The sequence below is a fragment of the Anabaena sp. WA102 genome (assembly GCF_001277295.1).
In the GTDB taxonomy this organism is placed as follows: domain Bacteria; phylum Cyanobacteriota; class Cyanobacteriia; order Cyanobacteriales; family Nostocaceae; genus Dolichospermum; species Dolichospermum heterosporum.
On sequence record NZ_CP011456.1, the window covers coordinates 2253452 to 2275405 of the forward strand.

At 39.8% G+C, this 21954-nt stretch carries 19 protein-coding genes; 8 read left to right on the forward strand and 11 right to left on the reverse strand.

Annotation, left to right across the window (positions count from 1 at the left end; translation table 11 throughout):
• Nucleotides 1-108: 108 nt before the first annotated feature.
• Nucleotides 109-846, forward strand: coding sequence for a GDSL-type esterase/lipase family protein (locus tag AA650_RS09750; RefSeq protein WP_053538867.1), 738 nt, complete (start codon nucleotides 109-111; stop codon nucleotides 844-846).
• On the opposite strand, the gene AA650_RS09755 is transcribed toward AA650_RS09750, so the two are convergent.
• The 3 genes from AA650_RS09755 to AA650_RS09765 all read right to left on the reverse strand — a co-directional run bounded on the left by AA650_RS09755 (nucleotide 847) and on the right by AA650_RS09765 (nucleotide 5455).
• A complete protein-coding gene (locus AA650_RS09755; RefSeq protein WP_027401440.1) occupies nucleotides 847-2052 on the reverse strand; it encodes an ABC transporter permease in 1206 nt (401 codons plus the stop codon). It lies immediately after the preceding gene.
• 171 nt (nucleotides 2053-2223) lie between these two features.
• Nucleotides 2224-3546: an efflux RND transporter periplasmic adaptor subunit gene (locus AA650_RS09760; protein ID WP_053538868.1), complete on the reverse strand. Its 1323-nt coding sequence runs from the start codon at nucleotides 3544-3546 to the stop codon at nucleotides 2224-2226.
• Between the two features lie 97 nt (nucleotides 3547-3643).
• Entirely contained in the window at nucleotides 3644-5455 is a 1812-nt protein-coding gene (locus tag AA650_RS09765) for an ABC transporter ATP-binding protein (protein WP_053538869.1), read from the reverse strand.
• A gap of 1033 nt (nucleotides 5456-6488) precedes the next feature.
• On the opposite strand from AA650_RS09765, the gene AA650_RS09770 reads away from it, so the two are divergent.
• From AA650_RS09770 to AA650_RS09785, 4 genes are all read left to right on the forward strand, one after another.
• Nucleotides 6489-6836: a hypothetical protein gene (locus tag AA650_RS09770; protein ID WP_053538870.1), complete on the forward strand. Its 348-nt coding sequence runs from the start codon at nucleotides 6489-6491 to the stop codon at nucleotides 6834-6836.
• Nucleotides 6837-7027: 191 nt separating this feature from the next.
• Nucleotides 7028-8182 carry a TOMM precursor leader peptide-binding protein gene (locus tag AA650_RS09775; protein ID WP_053538871.1) on the forward strand — a complete coding sequence of 385 codons (1155 nt, stop codon included), beginning with the start codon at nucleotides 7028-7030 and terminating at the stop codon, nucleotides 8180-8182.
• 18 nt (nucleotides 8183-8200) lie between these two features.
• Complete coding sequence (locus tag AA650_RS09780; protein WP_053538872.1) at nucleotides 8201-9538, forward strand: YcaO-like family protein; 1338 nt, start codon at nucleotides 8201-8203, stop codon at nucleotides 9536-9538.
• A 402-nt stretch (nucleotides 9539-9940) separates the two neighbouring features.
• Nucleotides 9941-10669, forward strand: coding sequence for a SagB/ThcOx family dehydrogenase (locus AA650_RS09785; protein WP_053541240.1), 729 nt, complete (start codon nucleotides 9941-9943; stop codon nucleotides 10667-10669).
• 50 nt (nucleotides 10670-10719) lie between these two features.
• Here AA650_RS09785 and AA650_RS09790 read toward each other — a convergent pair whose 3' ends face one another.
• From AA650_RS09790 to AA650_RS09820, 7 genes are all read right to left on the reverse strand, one after another.
• Nucleotides 10720-11556 carry a carbohydrate ABC transporter permease gene (locus AA650_RS09790; protein WP_053538873.1) on the reverse strand — a complete coding sequence of 279 codons (837 nt, stop codon included), beginning with the start codon at nucleotides 11554-11556 and terminating at the stop codon, nucleotides 10720-10722.
• On the reverse strand, nucleotides 11553-12455 hold the full coding sequence (locus AA650_RS09795; RefSeq protein ID WP_053538874.1) for a carbohydrate ABC transporter permease: 903 nt from the start codon (nucleotides 12453-12455) through the stop codon (nucleotides 11553-11555). The genes AA650_RS09790 and AA650_RS09795 overlap by 4 nt, the downstream gene beginning before the upstream one ends.
• Before the next feature lie 112 nt (nucleotides 12456-12567).
• Complete coding sequence (locus AA650_RS09800; RefSeq protein ID WP_053538875.1) at nucleotides 12568-13818, reverse strand: ABC transporter substrate-binding protein; 1251 nt, start codon at nucleotides 13816-13818, stop codon at nucleotides 12568-12570.
• Nucleotides 13819-14031: 213 nt separating this feature from the next.
• Nucleotides 14032-14262: a YfbK domain-containing protein gene (locus AA650_RS09805; RefSeq protein ID WP_257720911.1), complete on the reverse strand. Its 231-nt coding sequence runs from the start codon at nucleotides 14260-14262 to the stop codon at nucleotides 14032-14034.
• Nucleotides 14263-14324: 62 nt separating this feature from the next.
• A complete protein-coding gene (locus tag AA650_RS09810) occupies nucleotides 14325-15602 on the reverse strand; it encodes a M16 family metallopeptidase (RefSeq protein ID WP_053538877.1) in 1278 nt (425 codons plus the stop codon).
• A 131-nt stretch (nucleotides 15603-15733) separates the two neighbouring features.
• Nucleotides 15734-16639 carry an alpha/beta fold hydrolase gene (locus AA650_RS09815; RefSeq protein WP_053538878.1) on the reverse strand — a complete coding sequence of 302 codons (906 nt, stop codon included), beginning with the start codon at nucleotides 16637-16639 and terminating at the stop codon, nucleotides 15734-15736.
• Nucleotides 16640-16641: 2 nt separating this feature from the next.
• Nucleotides 16642-17142: a HugZ family pyridoxamine 5'-phosphate oxidase gene (locus AA650_RS09820; protein ID WP_053541241.1), complete on the reverse strand. Its 501-nt coding sequence runs from the start codon at nucleotides 17140-17142 to the stop codon at nucleotides 16642-16644.
• A 145-nt stretch (nucleotides 17143-17287) separates the two neighbouring features.
• Between AA650_RS09820 and AA650_RS09825 the strand changes: the two genes are divergently transcribed.
• From AA650_RS09825 to AA650_RS09835, 3 genes are all read left to right on the forward strand, one after another.
• Nucleotides 17288-18772, forward strand: a complete 1485-nt coding sequence (locus AA650_RS09825) for a CIA30 family protein (RefSeq protein WP_053538879.1) — start codon at nucleotides 17288-17290, stop codon at nucleotides 18770-18772.
• A gap of 117 nt (nucleotides 18773-18889) precedes the next feature.
• Nucleotides 18890-19708: a bifunctional hydroxymethylpyrimidine kinase/phosphomethylpyrimidine kinase gene (thiD, locus tag AA650_RS09830; protein WP_053538880.1), complete on the forward strand. Its 819-nt coding sequence runs from the start codon at nucleotides 18890-18892 to the stop codon at nucleotides 19706-19708.
• 227 nt (nucleotides 19709-19935) lie between these two features.
• Nucleotides 19936-20595 carry a hypothetical protein gene (locus tag AA650_RS09835; protein ID WP_053538881.1) on the forward strand — a complete coding sequence of 220 codons (660 nt, stop codon included), beginning with the start codon at nucleotides 19936-19938 and terminating at the stop codon, nucleotides 20593-20595.
• A 118-nt stretch (nucleotides 20596-20713) separates the two neighbouring features.
• On the opposite strand, the gene AA650_RS09840 is transcribed toward AA650_RS09835, so the two are convergent.
• On the reverse strand, nucleotides 20714-21898 hold the full coding sequence (locus AA650_RS09840) for an NAD(P)H-quinone oxidoreductase subunit H (RefSeq protein ID WP_053538882.1): 1185 nt from the start codon (nucleotides 21896-21898) through the stop codon (nucleotides 20714-20716).
• Nucleotides 21899-21954 lie beyond the last annotated feature (56 nt).

Genomic DNA, 21954 nt, shown 5'->3' on the forward strand with positions numbered 1-21954 from the left:
AAATGCAAAAAATCAATGATTGGGCGCAGGCCCTGCGCCCCTACTTTGTGGTAATAGTGTAAAAATATATAGAATATTCTGGAAATATCCATTACATTACTTTTTGAAATGCCAAGTTTTCCGACTTCTACCTTAATGCAAATATCTGTAGCGCCAAAACTTTGTCAACCTTTAAAGATTGTCGCCTTGGGGGATAGCCTAGTATATGGATACGGTGATCCAGAGAAAGGCGGTTGGGTGGAACAATTGCGACGGTGGTGGATGTTACCGGACAGTGTGGGTCATGTGCTTTATAATTTGGGGGTAAGGGGCGATCGCACACAACAAATATGCCAACGTTTAGAAGCAGAATTTCGTCACCGGGGAGAAATCCGCAATCGTGTTCCTGACTTGATTATTTTGTCTGTGGGTGTTAACGATACACCTCGGTTAAGAAGTCCTAACGGCAGAAATTACACAGATTTTAGTCAGTTTGAATCAGAAATCGCTACATTGCTGGATCAATCTCAAAAACTCTGCCCCGTGCTGTTTGTGGGGATGGTTCCCGTAGACGAAAGCAAAATGCCCTTCCTTGATTGTTTATTCTATAATCATGCCGACCAATACCGCTACAAAGAAGCAACACGACAAGCTTGTGAACAAAGACAAATTCCCTATTTAGATATTTTTGATCAATGGATGCAGCGGAGTCAAGGATGGAGAAGCGATCGCCTCACCAGTGACGGACTGCACCCCAACACACTGGGTTATCAGGACTTGTTAGAAGCCGTACTCAACTGGAAAGAATTATCCCAATATCATTGTCAAGCTGATTATCGGGCAGAATTACAGCAGGAGTTAAGATAATCAGCCACTTCTGAGGGCGACAATGGGATCTAACATAGCAGCTTGTCGGGCGGGAAAGACACCGAAAACTAAGCCTATGCTACCAGATATTGTCACAGCCACAGCGATCGCATATAGAGGAAATTGAGGAGTTAAAGGCGTGAAAAATGCCAAGGGGATAGTTCCCCCAACTCCTAAAATTATCCCCAGCAAACAGCCAGAAAGAGAGAGAATAATTGCCTCAATTAAAAACTGCGCTAAAATATCATTCTGAGTTGCCCCAACTGCCTTGCGTAAACCAATTTCTTGAGTGCGTTCAGTCACAGAAACTAACATAATATTCATGATACCAATTCCACCTACTAACAGAGAAATGGCAGCAATTAAAGCTAATAATAAAGATAAAATACTAGTCACCTGAACTACCAATTCTTGAAACTTTTTATTAGCGAAAACAGCCACATCTTTCTTACCATGTAGTCGAGCCAGAATATTAGTAATTTGAAAACCTGCCGCGCGAACACTATCTCTATTTTTGGCAGTCACTAAAATATAACTGAGAGGAATATCAGATATTGATCTACGTCCAACTAATCTATTAGCAAATGTTGTCAGTGGGACAATTGCAGTTTGATCCAAATTCTCCCCAGCAAATGCACCCTTTGATTGCAATAAACCAATAACTTGAAACGAGATATTATTAATCATCACTTCTTGTCCCACAGGATTTTCATCACCGAACAACTTGCGGCTAGTTTCTGCACCCAAAACAGTGACTTGAGCCTGTTGTTGCTGTTGTTTTTGATTAAACATTCTACCAGTGGCAAGAACAAGATTTTGCACAGCGAGCAAATCAGACGTAGTTCCTTTAACAGTTGTGGATGTTAATTTATTATTAAAGCTAATTGGCATTTTCTGCTCATCTATAGGAGCAACTTTGCTAACACTAGGAACTTGAGCTTTAATTGCTTCTGCGTCTGATAACACCAATTGGGCATCAGGAAATTTCATGCCTTCATCATCTTCAAAATTACTATATACCGTGAGTTGATTTGCGCCAAAAGCCTCAAGTTTGCCCAATACAAGATTTTGTGCGCCCTGTCCAATCCCAATCATACTAATAACAGAAGCATTGCCAATAATTATTCCCAGCATAGTTAGTCCGCTACGGAGTTTATTAGCAGCGAGAGTTGCAAAAGCCATGTTCACACTTTCTAGCAAATTCATAATTTAAAACGATAAAAAGATAAATTTCTTCTGCTGACTCCTTACACCAAGAAACCTGCAAATAAAAAACACCCAACCACCTAAAGCAAAAAATTTCTTAAACTCTCATTCCTCCGTGTTCTCTGTGTCTCTGTGGTTCGTTTATTTAAGTATTTTTTTAATTAGAAATCCCTAAGATCCCATAGGACGATCAACACCATCAATTAATTGATTAGCTGGTGGTTGGATAAAAACCCGTTCACCCTCAGAAAGTCCGCCCAAAATTTGCGTTTTATCACCAGAAGTAATTCCTACCTGTATCGGATGAAATTTGGCTTGATTATCCTTATCTGGTAACAATACACCCACTTGCCCCTGTTTACCAGAAACCACAGCAGCCGAAGGAATTACCAAAGCATTGCGAATGTCATTTACTAGAAAAGTTAACTTCACATTTAGCCCTACCTTGAGTTTATCTTGACCCGTTGCCAAAGCAATCTTGACTCGCATAAATGTGACATTTTCTTCCTTAACTCCTCTGGGGGCAATCAAACGGACTTTCCCTTGAAAAACTTGATCAGGAAAAGCATCAAGGCGAATTTCTACAGGCTGATTTTTCTGAATCTGCGCCATATTTACTTCGGGAACTTTAGCTTCTATTTCCAAACCACTGGATAATTCGGCAATGGAGGCACTAGTTCCCCCTTCATTAGTGGAAACAGAAGTATTTGGAGTTACAAAGTCCCCCGCTTGGGCAAAACGTCGGGTAATTAAGCCAGAGAAAGGAGCGCGAATGAAAGTATTTTCTAACTGATTTTCGTAAAATTGTAATTGGGCAGTTGCTTGAGCTACTTCAGCACCGGCTTTGGTAATTTCCTCAGTTTGATAACCGGAAAGTAGTTTTTTCAGTTGTTGTTGGGCAGATATCAGACTAAATTTAGCTTGTTCTAAGTTATCTTTAGCACTTTTTTCTTCATTTAAAGCCGCATCTAGTTCATCACGGGAGATTGCTCCTTGAGATACAGGATATTGCCTACGCTTAACTCGTTGAGAGGCTAATACCAAGCGAGATTCAGCTTCCCGGACTTGGGCTGTATACTTACGTACATCAGCTTGAGCGATCGCAATTTCTTCTGGTCTATAACCCTTACGCTTTTCTTGTAATTCGGCTTTTGCCTTCCATAACAGCGCTCGATACTGATTCACCTGGGCTTGAAAGGCTTGACGCTCCATTTCTGCGATTAATTGTCCTTTTTGGACAGAACTACCTTCATCTACATAGAGTTTGGCAATTCGACCGGCTTCTCTTGGGCTAATGTTAATTTTGCGAACTGGTTGCACGACTCCATTGGTTTTGATTTTAATGTTTAAGTTGCTGGTAGTCACAGGGACTGTTAAATCTGTAATATCTTTTTTGCTGGGTTGATACCAATGGCTGAAGTAAGCAATACCCATTCCAGATAAACCAAATGCAGTCAGCCCAATGAGCCAAGGAATCGGATTTTTGATGTTCATGGCTGATGGAATAACGAACCACAGAGGCGCAGAGGACACAGAGAAATGAGAGTGGAAGATGATTTCTGCGTAAGTCCTAGAATTAAGTTTTTTTGTATTACACTCCGTACTGTTCTACCTGCATATTCCATAGGGATGTATATTCGCCTCCCAGTTGTAAAAGTTCTTGGTGAGTGCCATCTTCAATTAAATGACCATCTTTGAGGACTAAGATGCGGTCAGCCATTCGCACTGAGGCTAATCTGTGGGTAATTAGGATGGTAGTTTTCCCTTCCGCTAGTTCCACAAAGCGTAGGTAAAAATCACACTCGCTGCGGGGGTCTAGTGCTGCGGTAGGCTCATCTAGAAGGAGTAGTTGGGCTTCTTGGCGGACAAAGGCACGAGCTAGAGCTAATTTTTGCCACTGTCCTCCAGAAAGTTCTGTACCGCCAAACTGTTTACCCAATTGTGTATCTTCTCCACTGGGAAAATCATCCACTAGTTTGACGATATCGGCTTTTTCTACTGCATATCTGAGAATTTCTCGATTTTCTAGGGCGGCTAGGTTTCCTAAGGCGATATTTTCTCCCAGGGTGAGCGAGTAATGTCCAAAGTCTTGGAAAACCCCCGCAATTTGCTGCCGCCACTGCTCTAAGTTCAAATCTCTGAGGTCTACACCATCAACGATAATCCGTCCTGTGGTGGGGTCGTAGAGCCTGGTTAATAGCTTAACTAGAGTGGTTTTACCTGCGCCATTTTCTCCAACTATGGCTACTGTTTGTCCTGGGTAAAGGGTAAAGGAAATATCCTTGAGTGCTAATCTACCATCTGGGTAGTGAAAATCAACTTGATCAAAGGTAATACCTGCACGAATCGGAGTGGGGATTTTTTCTCCAGGTATGTTCAATACCATTGGGGTGGGACTGTCGAGAAAGTTGAAAAACTGCTGCATATAGATAATATTCTCGAATAAATCCAACCAATGACTGACAAATCTTTCTAAATTATTCTGGAAGTAAGTTAATGATTGTACAAATAAAAGGACACTTCCTGGGCTTAACTGTCCTCTAAAAGCTTGCTTGACTACCCAATAGAAAGAAAATCCGTTTCCTAATGTACTGAGAATAGCTAAACTAGATGACCAAAATGCTTGTTTACCTCGCAGATGACGCATAGATTGATGTAAAGATTGAAAAGCTTGTCCGTAAAGCTGCATAAAAAATGTACCTAGCTGAAATAACCTGATTTCTTTGGCATAGGTATCAGTGAGCATTACTGTCGTGTAATACTGCATTTTCCGAGATTGGGGACTGTTTTCAAATAAAGTGATCCAAATCTCTCTACCATATTGGGAAGAAACTACAATCTGGGGTATAGTGGCGATCGCAATTACCAATGGTATCCAAACAGCCAGGGGAATTAATAGCCCAATTACCACGATTAAAGTAATCAATGAGCGGCTTAATTCCACCAAATTTTCAACTAAGTTTAAGGGTTTATAGCTAACTTGTTGTTGAAGAATTTGTAACTCATCATAAAATTCAGCATCTTCAAATCGGCTCAAGTCCGAAAAACTATCAGCTTTTCGCATTAATAATAAACTAATGTGAGCCGCTAATTTATCATTGAGATTTCCTTGAAGTGCCAATATCCAAGGATAGAGAAGGTTTTCTAATAGCAAAGCTCCCACCCATGCTGCTACTAAAAGCCACAAAATTGAATCATCTAATGCTTTACCAGTTGTTAAGGCTGTAGCGACAGTATCTACCACTAGTTTGGTAATCCAAACACTAACCCCAGGAAGAAACCCTTGCAATAAGGTTACAGCAATCAAAAACACCATTTCTTGAGGTGCTGCTGTCCATAACAAGGGTAAGGAACGCCATAAAACTCTACTATAATCTTCCACCCAAACTCTTAAATCACTCATTAATTAACCCTGATTTTTTTTATAAGCTGTTAGATAATTCCCTGATTTCCAAAAGTTTGATATTTTCTAAGTAATAACTAGATCTATTACTTGGGAGAGATTCTTCAAAAATAAAATATGCAGTGATCAAATTTCATCCCTTTTAGTGCGTAGTTTGAAACCCTTGTAGAGACGTTCCATGGAACGTCTCTACAATCTTTACCGGAGAAGTTTAATCATTTACTAGCAAATTTATCAGAGATTTTTCGGATTTTGCTGTCTATTAACTTAATATCTTACTTTTGAAAATTTTTGTTCTCCACTTCTTAAGGATGAATATTTTAAAATTTTTCAACTGTATGCTGTCTGACAATCTTACTAAAGGAGTAACTATAAAGAAATAGAACTACGCTTTTAAATCAGCTAAGTAGGTTAGCATTGAAAATTGTCGTTATGGGAAGGCAAGAGGCAATCATGCAAGAGTGAAGAAGCTTTGGGCGATTTTACTTTTCTTTACACACTTTGATTTTATTGTGTTCACCTACCTATGAGCATTATTTTAAATTGGCTTTAACTACAAAATTACTTTGAATTATAAGAATTTGATTCATCATTAGCACAATTTTATAAATTGAGCCTGAATCTATTAAGAGATAAAATAATACTACTCAAGAAAGAAGAAAATTGTCTAGAAAAAGATATTCTTGTAGAAGTTGGATAAGCAAATGAAGACATAATTGGCAATTCTGACAAGAGCAATTTTCCTAAAAGACAAGGTTTTACGAAATATAAATCTCATCTGATACTTCCCCGCATTGATTATAAATTGGTTTTGCTCTTTTGTGGACTAGTGAAATCTTAAGAATGAGTCTTCATGCTTTTTAACTATATCTGTATCGGGATAATAGTTAGGCATTAGTGATTGCTTGATTTTTTGATTATTCTTCAAACTTGTGAATACTGAATGACTCAAAAAATCATCACAGCTTTTCATAAACTCAAATACAGATGTGCAAACAGGTTATTGAATTCAATTTAAAAGGAGTAAGTGACAATGCTGGCAGAAAAAACACTGAATCAACCAACAATAGAAATGCGTTTGGTAGATCAAGCCGACAAATTAGAGAAACTTCTGTTGTCTGAGGAGGAAATAGCAACTTTAGAAAAATTAGCAATGTCGGGAGTATTTGACTCTGAAACCACCCAAAGATGGTTTGCTCATTGCGGTGGCTGTGGTGGATGCGGTGGATGTGGTAGACCTTGTGGTGGATGTGGTAGACCTTGCGGTGGATGTGGTAGACCTTGCGGTGGTTGTGGTAGACCTTGTGGTGGTTGTGGAGGATGTCATGCAACAGTATCAAGTGTGTTGGAAGACACTGATGAACTTGGATTTGGATACTAACTAAACCTAGAGATAGAACAGCAATTCAGTAATTCAAGAAACCGAGTTTTTTGAGTTTAGATACCCAACATCTGGCTGAAAAAGCGTAATAAAAACCCTGTTTTTTCTCAATATTTTTTGTTAGCAAAAACAGGGTTTTTAATTCTTTTAATTGCTATTGATAGCAGGATTCAATTTTTGCAATAAAGTCTATGAAATTAAATGATGGTAAGCGGCTCCGGCTACTAGAACACGTTGTCATTAATGTAATGCCGGCAGATTGCAGTGGCGAAGAAAGTATGATATTTAATACGACACGGCGAACCCTGAGAGTACAGGGTCACGCTTTGCATAATGTAGAAAAAATTGTTTTACCTTTACTAGACGGCTCTCGCACAATAGGAGAAATCCGCGATGCTATTGGCGAACAATTGACCGATTCTTCTCTAAATCAATGTTTAGAGTTTTTGATGGACAATCGCCTAGTGGAAGAGTCTTTGGAAAATCCAGATGATTTAGATAGTCGTGCTTATTTACTGCCTCAAATTAGTCTTTATCATGAATTAGGCTTTAACCAAAAAGATGCTCGGAAACACTTAGCTAATGCCAGGATTGCTGTTTTTGGACTGGGAGGTTCGGGACTGATAGCAGCAATTAATCTGGCTACTGCTGGTATTGGTTTTGTCCGTTTGTGCGATGATGCCTGTATCCTGCCGTCGGATTCCTTGATGATGTCAGGCTCAGTATTGAATAAAATTGGTGCTTTTCGGGGTGTGGAAGCGGCTCGACAAATTGAAGCCATTGGTGGAGTTACTCAAACTGAGATTGTTACAGATAATTTAAATGACGATACAACCATCAATCCTTTGTTGGCGGATGTTGATCTAGTGATTGTTGCTACTGATGCCGTATCTGTAAATCTAGCCTATCGTCTAAATAGACTATGCCTGAAGATGCAGCGCCCATTGCTACCGGGTGGGGCGGCTGGGATTGAGGGAAATGTCGGTCCACTGGTTTTTGCCAAGGATGGACCCTGTTATCTATGCTATCGGATGCGGTCTATGGCTTGTTCTAAGTTTCCAGAGGCGGAATTGGCGGTTGAACAGTTGCTCAACCGGGAACGGCGTTCTCAACCACGACTACGGGAAAATTTACCAATAGGTCAGATGTTGGTGGGAAGTTATATGGCTCTTGATGCGGTGAAGATGATGCTCGGTCTACCTATGGCTACTGACGGAAAATTACTACATATAGACTTACTTGGTACAAAGCTGACTCACAATGTTGTTCTCAAGAAACCAGGTTGTCCCCATTGTTCACCAAAGAAAGGGAATAGGGAACAGGGAACAGGGAACGGAAAAAGATAGGAGATAGGAGAGAACACAGTGAATACAGCGATTTCGCAGAGCGCAGTACCAGGGGCGATCGCCAGTCCCCGCTGGCAAGATTTAGTCAGCCCCCATACTGGCATTATTCGATCCTTAGATAGATTCACCAAGCCTTATACAGAGTTCGATTTCCCGGTTTTGTGGCAAGCCGAATTAGCAAATTTCCAGCTTCGCAAACAGCAGGATGATTTACGCTACGGTGTCGGCAGAGGCATGACGGATGAACAAGCCATTTTTGGGGCTGTGGGCGAAGCTATAGAAAGATACTGCGGTGGTATTGTTGATCATCGGCAACTGACTGTTAGTAACTATGAAGAATTAGGTAATCGTGCCGTTTCTCCTGCGGTTTTTTCCCCTTTTTCTGACCAACAATACTCTGATCCAAATTTCCCTTTTCCAGCTTTTAATCCCACAATGCAGACTTCGTGGATAAATGCCCTTTCTTTATCTAGTAACCAACAGGTTTTAATTCCAGCGTTTTTGGTTTATTTAGACTGGGATGGCAACCAACCAGGAGATCATATTTTACCTGTCACTACTAACGGTATGGCTAGTGGACCATCTTGGGAGTTTGCAGCCTATAGGGGTTTGTGCGAATTAATTGAACGCGATGCTTTCATCATTACTTGGTTAAATCGTCTCCCCGCTCCGCGCATCTATTTTGACCACCTGCCAGGAATTGAGACGGAAATTGCCCGCCACTATGCCCGCTTTGGCATTGAGTTAGTTGTCTTCCAGTTGATTACTGATATTCAAGTCCCAGTTTTCATGGCTATGTTAATTGACCGTTCGGGCAAAGGTCCCGCTGTTTCCACTGGTATGGGATGTCATCTTGATGGAGCAACGGCTTTTCACAAGGCAGTTTTTGAAGTTTGTCAGGCTCGCTTTGGCGACATAGAACGGATGAAAACTGGTGCTGGGACTAATCTCCATCAATATAGTGATGTTCAGAATTTGGATGATCACAACGCTTTTTTCTATACAACGGCTCGGTTGAGTGAGTTGGATTTTCTGTTTCATCATCATCAATCCTGCCAAGTTGAATATCTACCAACTTACGAATCTGCATCAGAAGCGGAGAATTTGCAATCAGTAGTTGCCAAGTTGAATTCAGTGGGTGTTGAACCTTATGTCGTGGAAATTACCGCCCCTGATATCGCCTCTCTTGGTTTCCGAGTGGTGCGGACTTTAGCCAGTGAATTAGTTCCTATTTATTTTGGTTATGGACAAGAACCACTGGGAACTCGGCGATTGTTTGAGGTCCCAGAAAGGTTAGGTTATGGTGGACGACGAACTGAAAATGACCTCAATCCCTGTCCACATCCGATGGCTTAAAGTCAGTAACCCAGCCCTAAAGGGACTGGGCTTGCAAGAGTCATCAAGCAAGCCGTACTGACCAGACCACCCTGAGCGAAGTCGAAGGGTAGCCGTTATTTGAGTCACGACACCCACCGAATGCGTAGCCAGTTCCCTGCTCTGTCGCTTGTGATTAAACAGTTCTAAGGTCACTGGAACAGTGTCGCAAGCTCAAGCAAGCTCTTATAACAGGTCAAGGCTAACATTACCCCAGAAATGGGAGTTGGTTTCCAGATTCCAATCAAAAATCTGGTTTCAATTTTAATATCCACAGCGGTTAAAACCGTGGTCAGTGAGCTTGTCGAAGTGTCGTTTCCCTCTCAGGGAGCCAAGCCACTGAGTTTCCCACTTACCGGGTATTCTTATGAGGAAATTAGAACAATGCACACAGTCAATGAACCTCTGGAGTTAGCTCTTCTCTATCATTTGAACTCTCCAGTCCCCAAAAGTTATGTCAAGCGTGTTCCGGCTACTGAACTGCGATATCTGCCAGAAGATCCCTTTCTGGAATTGCCACCAGCACCACGTGATAACCCGCTGTCGGAACTTTTAGCACGGCGTAGTTCTGTGCGATCATTTGAAAATCAGGTGATGCCACTCGTCTCCTTAGCGCAACTACTGGATGCAGGGTGTGGACTCAATGGACTGCGTGAGGTAGATAATCAATGCTATGAGGCTCGCAACTCTCCTTCTGCGGGAGGATTGTATCCCCTGGAGGTGTTCGTATCTACACAAGCAGTGGAGGGTTTGGTTGCCGGACTTTATCACTATGAACCTCGCGGACACGGGTTACATTGGGTGAATGATGCTGTACCAACAGATTTTGTAGAAGCATTTTTGCAGCAAGATTATATTGTCAATGCCAATGCTCTGTTTGTGTTCACGTCGGTTTTTATGCGCTCAATGGGCAAATATGGAGCGCGAGGCTATCGTTTTGCACTGTTGGAAGCTGGTCATCAAGCTGAAAACATAAGTTTAATGGCTGTGCAATTGGGGCTGGACAGTCTTTGTCTCGGTGGATTTCATGATATGAGTTTAAACGCTATGTTGGGGATTGATGGGCAACGTCATGCGGCTATTTACTGTGTTGCTGTTGGGAGGAAGGGATAATTTTTTTTCACGCAGAGGCGCAGAGGCGCAGAGAGGAAGAGTTTGAGGAATTATTCTTTACTACCGGTAAAGGTAATACCTTGAATTAAGTAGCGGTTAAAGAAGGCATAAATGGCTAAACCGGGCAGGGTGAATACCATTGAGGCTGCCATAATGTAGTTCCAATAGCTGATATATTGACCTTTAAAGGTGTTTAGTCCCAAGGGTAAGGTGAACATTTCTGGGTCAAAAAGAATGACTACGGGCAGTAAAAAATTATTCCAACTGCCCATAAATACAAAAATCGCTTGTGCGGCTAATGCTGGTCTGGCTAGAGGTAAAACTATGTGCCAAAAAATTCCCCAGGCATTTAAACTATCTAGTTGACCGGCTTCTTCTAATTCTCTAGGGAAATTAACAAAGAATTGCCGCATCATGAAAATAAAAGTAGCATTAACCATACTCGGAACTATCATCCCTGGGTATGAATTTAACCAGCCGATGGCTTTGAGAATTAAAAATGTGGGAATTAGGGTAATTTGCGCTGGAACTACTAAGACTGTCAAAATTAGGAAGAACCAGAAACTTTTACCATGAAAATGTAATCTGGCTAGGGCATAACCTGCCATTGAGTTAAATAGTAAGTTTAAAATTGTGACGGTAACGCCAATAATTACACTATTAAATAACCATCGCCAAAATAAAGGTTCTTGCAGAAATATCTGTTTGTAGTTATCAAGAGTAAAATGTTTGGGGATGAAATTAAACTCACCACTAATGATTTCAGGAAGGGGCTTAAATGATGCGGAAAATGCCCAAAGAAAGGGAATTATGGTGATAATTCCATAAACTGTGAGGAAGATATATAATAGAACTTTAAACCAGAAAATATCAAGGATTTTATTCAAATTTTATAACCTCCGAAGAATTGTCTCTGAATTAATGTGAGGATAATAATTACAGATGCCAGTAAAAAAGCGATCGCTGCACCATATCCCATCTGTAAATTCCGAAATACGGTTTGATAAATTAGCAAAACTAAGGTGAGTGTAGCGTTATTTGGTCCACCAGTTCCTCCAGAAAATATATAAGATTGATCAAATAATTGAAAAGTCCCAATTATCCCCATCGCTATAACGAAGAAAGTCACAGGTTGCAATAAAGGCAAGGTAATATAAAGAAACTGCTCCCAACTATTAGCACCATCAAGTTCTGCGGCTTCGTAAAGGGTTTGGGGGATGTCCTGTAAAGCTGCTAAATAAATCACCATAAAAAACGGTGCTGTTGACCAAATATTCATGATCATAATCCCTTTGAGGGCAACAGATGGATCTCCTAACCAATTATAAATAGGTAATTTTAGGAAAGCTAAAAAATTGTTTAGGAGTCCATTTGTGTTATAAATCCACATAAAAATTAGTGTCAATACGGCGGAAGATGTGACTGTTGGTAAAAAGTAAAGAATTCGCCACCAATTTTTCCCGCGAATGCCAGAATTGAGTGTTACAGCTAAACCTAAAGCTAAAATAGTTTGAGTGGGAACAACAATGGCTACATATTCTGCGGTATTTTTTAAAGCAATTCCTACTCTTTCATCTGTTAGCAATCTTTGGAAATTACCTAATCCGAAAAACTGGTAATGAATCCCTCCTAGCATTTGCACTTTGTGTAAGGAAAGAAATACGGCATAGAGTATAGGTAAAATTACAAATGTGCCTAAAACTAAAATACTGGGAGTTATGAATAAATAAGCTGTTAAATTTTGTTTGATTTGTCTATTACAGTGATTTTCTGGTAAATGAAACACATTTTTATATCTCACGCAAAGGCGCAATCACGCTTCGTGATCTCGAAGAGTAGGCGCAAAGGAAGAAAGGAATAGAAAAATTGGAGTCGGGTACAAGTTTTAATTACAAACACTACATATCTGCCTGAATTTGTTGATTGGCTGCATTTTGCGCTTTTAACATTGCTTGTTTTAATGGTTGTTGTCCTAGCAAAACACTAATAAATTGATTATCAAAGTTGTTGATAATTGCGGCGGGATACTTGCCTAATTGCCAGGGTGTGGCATAATTAACTCCTGCTACTAATGATGCTCTAAGAGGGTCTTGATCATAGCCTAATTGCTGTGCTACTGATTTACGAGCCGGTAATGCAAATCCTTTGCTTGTCCATTTTTTCATGCCTTCTTTTCCTGTTAGATAGGAAATAAGTTTCCAAGCTGCAAGTTTATGCTGTGTTTGTTTATTCATGACATAAGCAACAGTAAAAACCATTGTAGATTTCTGATGATTAATTTTAGGAATCTCTGCTGTGGCAAATTCTAGTTTGGGAAAGGTTTCTTGCAAATAGGGAATTGCCCAATTCCCCTCAATTACCATTGCTACCTTATTTTGTCCAAACATTTCACTCCCTGAATTTGTACCGACATCAGATTTTTGAGCGGAAGAACGGTCTTTTTGATATTGATTAATGACTAATTCTAAACCTTGCAAACCTGGATCATTGGCAAAGGTAGCATAACCATTTTTATCAATAATTTCTCCGCCAAAAGCTGTAATTTTATATGCCTGACGGGCTAATTCGGGAATTTCACCAAAGCCATATTTATTCAGTTTGCCTGTTAATTGTTTGGCATAGGTACGGAGTTGTTCCCATGTGGTTGGTGGATTGGTTAAACCAATTTGAGTAAATGCTTGTTTGTTATAAAATAGGGCTAGGGTGGAATAGTCTTTAGGTAAACCATAAATATGATTTTGGTAGGTAAAATTGTTGAGGAGGTTGGGTTCTATGTCTGTGATGTCAAATTTGGGGTTAATGTATTTATCAAGGGGTTCTAGGACATTCTGACCCATTAAAAAAGGGGCTTCTAAAGCGTCAAGATAAAATACATCTGGTGCGGCTTCTCCTACTAGGCGGGTTTTAATCACATCCATATATTGATCGGCGATCGCTTCATATTTGACTTTGATCTGGGACTGCTGCCTTTCAAAGTCTTGGATTACCTGTTTTAACAGTGTTTGTTCTAGGGGATTACCTGTCCAACCACTGAGTTTGACGGTAATGGGTGGGGGTGATTTTGGTAATAGCAAATTATGACAACTAATAAGAGCGATCGCTATTGTTATTACCAATCCTAAAAAGTTAAATAATCTCTTTTTTCTCACAATTTAATTGAGATTAATTCTGAGTTGATATGGTCACTAATTTATTTCCCCTGCTGATATAGATCATCTTTCTAGAGGATGGTTTTATAGCAATAAGATCCCCGACTTCTTTAAGAAGTCGGGGATCTGACTCTTGCAATGTATACCTACGGCACGCTACGCTATCACAAATCAAATAAGATTACTATATTTCCTTAACTGCTCAGTATTGCATCACTTTTTGATCATTAAATTTCTAGATTTCTCTACCAAACGCATAAACTCACCCCGATAGCCCTCCTGATCTTCCCCCTGACCTTGAGTTGCTAATTTCATCACCAAATCATAGTTAGCATTCCCTTTGTATTCAGAATCACGTAATATCATCCCAAAAGTTGCCACAGCAGCCGCAAATCTCAAATTAGTGGCGGGGATTTGGTCAACTTTGAATTCACTATCTTTGATAGTTTGGGTAACTGTAAGGGTTTAACAACTAATCTACGATTTTTATCTTCGATGAGGTTTAACTAAACAGGCTTGATGACAACGACACCATAAGCATCTGGGGACAGATAATCTTTTGTAGCTTGGATTAAATCAGTGGCTGCTTGTGCTTGAATATATTGGGGGTAATTAAAGGCTGGTTCTAAGTCACCAATCAATGACTGATAATAACCATACAACCCAGCGCGATCGCTTGGTGTTTCATTTCCAAATATAAACCGATTAGCTACTCGTTGTTGAACACGGGCAATTTCTGATTCTTTGACAAATTCTGTTTGTAATCTGCGAAGATGTTGAATAATTCCTGCTTCCACAGCCGCTAAATTTTCTACATCACATTTAGCAGAAATCGAAAACACACCTTGCAATAAATTATTCATATTACTCACAGAAATTGAAGATACCAATCCCTGTTCTTCCCGTAAATCTCGCACTAATCTAGATGTTCTCCCATGTCCTAAAATACCCGCCACAACATCAAGCGCATAAGTTTCATCTAACTCCATCAATCCAGGAACTCGCCACATCATCACTAATCTTGCTTGTTGGAGAGTTTCATCAACAACTTCTCGACGAACTATTTGTGTAAATGCAGGTTCAGGAATTGCTGCTGTTTGTGTTAGTTTATTGGTCGTTTGTTGATAATTTTTATTAAATTCTTCCGCAATAATTTCTACTAATTCTTCTACTGGTAAATTACCCACAGCAACTGCTGTAATTGACTGAGGTTGATACCAATGAGCATGAAAATCTCGCATCTGTTGCGGTTTAACTTGAGAAATAACAGATTCAGGTCCCAGCACAGGACGACGATAGGGTAAGGAATCAAAAGCAGTTTCCATGACATGACGATAAATTCGTCGTCTAGGATTATCTTCAGAACGTCTAATTTCTTCTAAAACTACTAATCGTTCCCGTTCAAAAGCATCATCAGGAATGCTCGGATTACAAACAACATCTATTTGCAAAGGAGCTAATTCGGCAAAATCTTTAGGCGCAGTTGTGGTGTAATAGTGGGTGTAATCTTGGCTAGTAGCAGCATTAGTCACCGCACCGCGCTCTTCAATCCGGCGTTCAAATTCACCACTAATGAGTTTCTGCGTACCCTTAAAAATCATGTGTTCTAAAAAGTGAGCCATACCATTAATAGCATCTGACTCCATTGCAGAACCGGTTTTTACCCAGAGGTTAAGATTAACCGCGTCTATCGGCATTTGTTCGGCGATAATCGTCAAACCGTTGGGTAAATAGTGCAGCGTAGGTGCATTAAGGCGTGGAAATTTCAGCAGAGTTGATGTCATTGGTTGTGGTGAGTGAAGAGCTATGTTACTTTTTCTATATTACAACTTTCTTGATGGTGTAAACCTTTTGCGGACAAGAAGTCAGAATTAAACGCAGATAAACGCAGATGAACACAGATAATTTTAGTCCTTTAGATTTCTAATTTTCCAGTTTTGTTGTATTTTTGCAAAATTCCTATCACAACTGCTGGTATTTCTAAATGAGGCAGAATTCCCGTATCGGGTATTTCATGAAAACCCTGAATTGCCTCAGTATTTAAATTTGCTAACCGTCGTCCTAATTGCATATTTGTAAATTGGGCATTTTCGCCCCACAACATCACAGTGGGAACTTGAAGTTGTTGAATATATAAACTCAAATCAAAATACAAATTTCCTCGTAAAAAAGACAAAGCTGCAAACTTAGCTTGATATCTTTGTGCAGAACTTAAATAAGCTGACACCATTTCTTGTGTCACTCTTTCCGGTTTAGCAAATAGAAAACTCTGCAAAAAGTTTCTCACTGCAATTTCATTTTCTGCACCTAAAGCATAAATTAAATTATCTACTAACGGTGTATTAATTAAAGAAAGTGGTAATCTTCTCCCTGCACCTTCTCCAAAATCATTAAAACCCGCAGGACAAACTAAAAATAAAGCGTTGAATAAATCGGGATAAGTAACAGCCAGACGAATAGTAAAAGCCGCAGTTAAAGAAGATGCTATGACGGTTACAGGTTGATCACAAGTTTGCGAAATGAACTCAAGAATCGTCGTTAAATAATCTTCAATTTGATAATCTCTCACAGGGTGAGCAGATTTTCCCCAGCCAATTAAATCCGGGGCTAAAATTCGATATTTTGACGCATAAGCTGGGTAAATTTTTGACCATTCATAAGCAGACGCACCACCACCAAAGTTATGTAGAAACAATAATGGTGGTAAATCTTGATTTTTGGTATTTTCCCAAGGAGTGCTAATTTGGGTATAATAAACCATTGCCCCCAAAGATGTATGAATGAATTTACTACCAAAACCCGGAGGTTGAAATTTCAGCATAATTATGAAAGTGAATCCTTGGTAATTTGTACAAGTTGATTTATATTGTCGTTACTAATATTATACGCAGCCCCAAACCCAATTACAAAACGTCCAGTCTTCGGTGTCAGTTGCAAAATCCGAAAATCTGGTAAATTGCGTAATGTAGAAATCAGTTCTCCAAAACGAAGCTGAAATTTATCAACAATTTGCTGCCATTTTTCAGTTTCCCTTTCTATCAAATTTGCGGTACAATCAAAGTTTAACCGCCGACGAGCAAAAATCTGTTTAGTTTTAATTTCGTCATCAATAAATAGAACACTTACAAAAGGATGATTTTGAATATTTTGCGTATGAGTAGCTAGTCCACTCACATAAATATAGATGTTCTTGTCATCATCCATCACAAAAGGAGCATAACTAGCATTAGGGATGCCTTGTGTATTTACCGTACTAATAATAATGCTGGTAAATTCTTCAGGAAATTTTTCATATTCAGCTTGGGCGTTGGCAAATTGGCTCATCACGGCAATTATCATATTCTATGAGCATTATACCAAAAAATAGTAATCTGGCTATCCAGATCCCCGACTTCTCAAAGAAGTCGGGGATCTAAATCTACAAAAAATTGATACAATAACACTAAAATACCATGTTTAAATCGTAACTATGAATAATAACAACCGCTCTCAATGGGATTTATGCAGGTTTATTAAAACCCTAACTTACTTTGAAGTATTTCCGATTCTTAATTGGATTCAAAAATTATTTCCAGGTAGTTCCACAGATTATCAAGATAGACCAAAACAAGGAGGAAATATGGCTGTAATTCTGGTAGCTGGTGCAACGGGTGGTGTGGGTAAACGAGTTGTTAAGAACTTAATAACACAGGGTTATAATGTGCGCTGTTTAGTTCGGGATATTGAAAAAGCGCGGCAAGTTTTGGGTGATGATATTAATTTGGTAGTTGGAGATATTACCAAACCAGAGACTTTGACAAATTTAGTTATGGCTAATATTCAAGCTGTAATTTGTTGTACGTCAGTGCGTGTTCAACCTGTGGAGGGAGATACACCCGATAGAGCAAAATATAATCAAGGTGTGAAATTTTATCTGCCGGAAATTGTCGGGGATACACCAGAAAATGTTGAATATCAAGGTGTGAAAAATTTAGTAACAGCGGCCGCAAAATATCTGGTTGCTGCGGGTGAAAAACCGATATTTGATTTTACGAAACCATCAGATGAAATCAAAAATATCTGGGGTGCTTTAGATGATGTGGTTATGGGGGGTGTTAGTGCTAGTAGTTTCCAAATTAGGGAAAATACAGCAGTATTTACAGGTAATGTTTCTACTGCTAATTCTGGGGGGTTTGCTTCGGTGAGAACTAAGAATTTTTCACCTCTGCTGGATTTATCTGGCTATCAAGGTGTGAAATTGCGGGTTAAAGGTGATGGACAACGTTATAAAATATTTATCCGCACAGAGTCAACTTGGGATGGTGTTGGTTATAGCTATTCTTTTGATACTGTTGCTAATACTTGGCTAGATATTCAGATTCCTTTTACAGATTTAGTTCCCGTATTTCGTGCCAAAATTGTTAAAGACTGTCCACCAATGGACATTAGCAAAGTTTGTTCTGTGCAATTAATGTTGAGTAAGTTTGAATATGATGGTGCTTTAAATCCTGCATTTAATCCGGGGGGTTTCGCGCTGGAAGTTGCTTCCATTCAAGCTTATGGGGGGGAAACTTTACCTCAATTTGTATTAATCAGTTCCGCTGGGGTAACTCGTCCTGGAAGACCAGGAATTAATTTAGATGAAGAACCACCAGCAGTGAGATTAAATGACCAATTGGGAGGGATTTTAACCTGGAAGTTGCGAGGAGAAGAAAGCCTGAAAGCTAGTGGAATTCCCTATACAATTATTAGGCCTTGTGCTTTGACGGAAGCAGCAGGAGGGAAGGAGTTAATTTTTGAGCAAGGTGATAATATTAGAGGAAAAGTTAGCCGTGATGATGTTGCGGAAATTTGTGTTAGAGCAATTAAAGAACCAAAAGCAAGTTATCTCACTTTTGAAGTTAAGGAGAGTGAAATAATTGCTAATAATCTAGATTGGAAAAATCTATTTTCTTCTTTGCAAGCTGATAAATAGAAATTGATTAATTAGCAATTTTGTTGGGTTTCCTTTGTCAACCCAACCTACAATTTTTATTTTTTATTTAAGTAATTGATAATATGATCTTAAAAAGATGGTTAATTAAACTCTATTATGACAATAAACAAAACTTTCGTGCCTGTGGCTTTAACTATTGCTGGTTCTGATAGTGGTGGGGGTGCAGGAATTCAAACTGATTTACGGACTTTTGCTTTTCACTGTGTTCACGGAACAAGTGCTATTACCTGCATTACAGCCCAAAATACTGTGGGAGTTAGTAGGGTTGATGCGATCGCTCCCCAGTCTATTATCGCTCAAATTCAGGCGGTTGTAGAGGACATTGGTGTACAGGCTGCAAAAACGGGAATGTTACTCAATCAAGAAATTATTTTGGCTGTAGCCCAGCAAATAACAGCTTATAAAATTGAGAATCTAGTGGTTGATCCTGTGATGGTATCACGCACAAGAGCGCAATTAATTGATGATGATGCCATACAAACCCTGCGGAATACTCTAATTCCCTTAGCAGCTATTATTACCCCAAATCGTTATGAAGCGCAGATTTTAAGCGGGTTAGAAATTACTTCTTTAGCAGATATGCAAGCAGCAGCGGAAATTATCCACAGGGAATTGGGAGTTAAGGCTGTTTTAGTCAAGGGTGGGGGAATGTATGGGAATTTGCGGGGTGTTGATGTTTGGTTTGATGGGGAACAATTGGAGATTTTGACAACGAAACAGGTAGAGACAAAAAATACTCATGGTACAGGTTGTACTCTATCAGCGGCGATCGCTGCTAATCTAGCTTTAGGTAAAGACCTATGGACATCAGTGCAAATAGCCAAGGAATATGTGACAAATGCCCTTACCTATTCCTTAGATATTGGCAAAGGACAAGGACCAGTGGGACACTTTTTCCCATTATTGATCAAATAAATTTATTTATTAATCGTTGTATTAATTACATAAAATCAGTTAATATACTGGTAGTTTTAATTATTTAACCCTTCTTGCTTCTTTTTTCATTCTCGACTCCTGATATTTTTCCCCATCTTTGCCTTTTGTGCATTTTTCTATGATTCTTGGGCATAATCTCATAAATAATCATATTCTGGTTTTGCGTACCCTTACTCTAACTACCGTATTTTGATACTAAAATCTCCATGAAAACAACTACAGGATCTCACTATAGCCAACCAACTAATAACTACCCCCCTTCTGTTCCCCTCTGCGTTTATCGAGAGTTGACAGCGGAGTTACAAGCAGTCCAATCTAAATTGGATGTCATTACCAGTCATAATCAGAAATTAGTCCAAGAAAATCAACAACTGCGGCAAGAAATTACTAAGGTGATTCAGTCTTGCTTAGAACTGCAAAAGCTAGTTAGTACACCATCACCCAGTTCTCCCGCACCATCTCTATCTGATCATGAAGTTAATTACCCACCTCAGCCTCAGCCGACACCTCATTATCATCAGGAGGTAAAACACACATCTAAACCAACTATTACCGCAGAATCTCCGCGTCAGCCAACAAATCGTCCCCGACCAAAAACATCAACAAAACCTACCCCTTCTGAAAACCGTCATCAGGAGTCTACTGCACCAAGGATAAATATAAACTTACCAGTATCAGAAACAGTATTTATAGAAGAACAGAAAGTTAACTACTATCCCCAATCTAAGTCTGAGGGTAAAGGCTTAAATGGTTGGTGGCTGGCAATAACCATTATATTCATTATGATAACTGGTTTTGCCGCTGGGTATTTAATTGTGCGCCCTTTATTCCAAAATCAAACCCCACCTTCAACAATTAAAAATTGAAAATTCGTAGCCAATTAGACATTAGGTGGCAGGTAATGTAGAGACGTTCCATGGAACGTCTCTACAAGAATTCCAGAAGATACACATTGAAGTCCTTGTCCTGGAGTATCAAGATTGATTATCTATCAACAGAACCCATAATTACGTCAATACTACCGAGAATAACAACAATATCTGCTACTTTCATTCCTCGGAGTAAATGAGGTAGAATTTGTAGGTTGTTGAAATCTGCGGCGCGAATTTTCCAGCGCCAGGGGAAAACATTATTATCACCTACTAAATAAATTCCTAATTCTCCCTTACCACTTTCAACACGGGAGTAGATTTCACCCTTGGGAACTTTGAAAGTAGGAGAAACTTTTTTAGCAACGAATTGGTAATCAAAAGCATCCCACTCGGATTTTTTCCCAGCCATTAACCGCTTGGCTTCTAGGTTTTCGTAGGGTCCACCGGGTAATCCAGCGATCGCTTGCCGAACTATTTTAACAGACTCGCGCATTTCTCGCATCCGTACCATGTAACGTGCAAGACAATCACCAACAGTTTCCCACTGAACATCCCAATCGAAATCATCGTAACACTCGTAGTGGTCAACTTTTCGTAAATCCCATTTTACCCCAGAAGCCCGTAACATTGGTCCAGAAAGTCCCCAGTTAATCGCTTCTTCACGGCTAATAGTTCCCAAACCCTCAATCCGGCGGCGGAAAATCGGGTTATTAGTAACTAAGCGTTCATATTCATCCACTTTGGGAATAAAGTAGTCACAGAAATCTAAACACTTATCTACCCAACCATAAGGTAAATCCGCAGCTACACCACCAACTCGGAAATAATTATGATTAACCATGCGGTAGCCAGTTGCAGCTTCCCACAGATCATAAATCATTTCCCGTTCCCGGAATTGGTAGAAAAAGGGTGTTTGTGCGCCTACGTCAGCCAAGAATGGACCAAACCATAATAGGTGGTTCGCAATGCGGTTTAATTCCAGCATAATCACGCGAATATAGCTGGCACGTTTAGGAACGGTGATACCCGCTAATTTTTCCGGTGCGTTAACTGTCACCGCTTCATTAAACATCCCCGCAGCGTAGTCCCAACGGCTAACGTAGGGGACATACATGATTGTAGAACGGTTTTCGGCAATTTTCTCCATTCCCCGGTGTAGATAGCCAATAACTGGTTCGCAGTCAACGACATCTTCACCATCTAGGGTCATGATTAAACGTAGGACTCCGTGCATTGATGGGTGATGAGGACCCATATTTAGCACCATCGGTTCAGTGCGGGTTTCGATTCTACTCATAGATTTTGCTGTTCTCCCGTTGTGGATGTTGTAAATTGACCCGCTAAGATTAACCT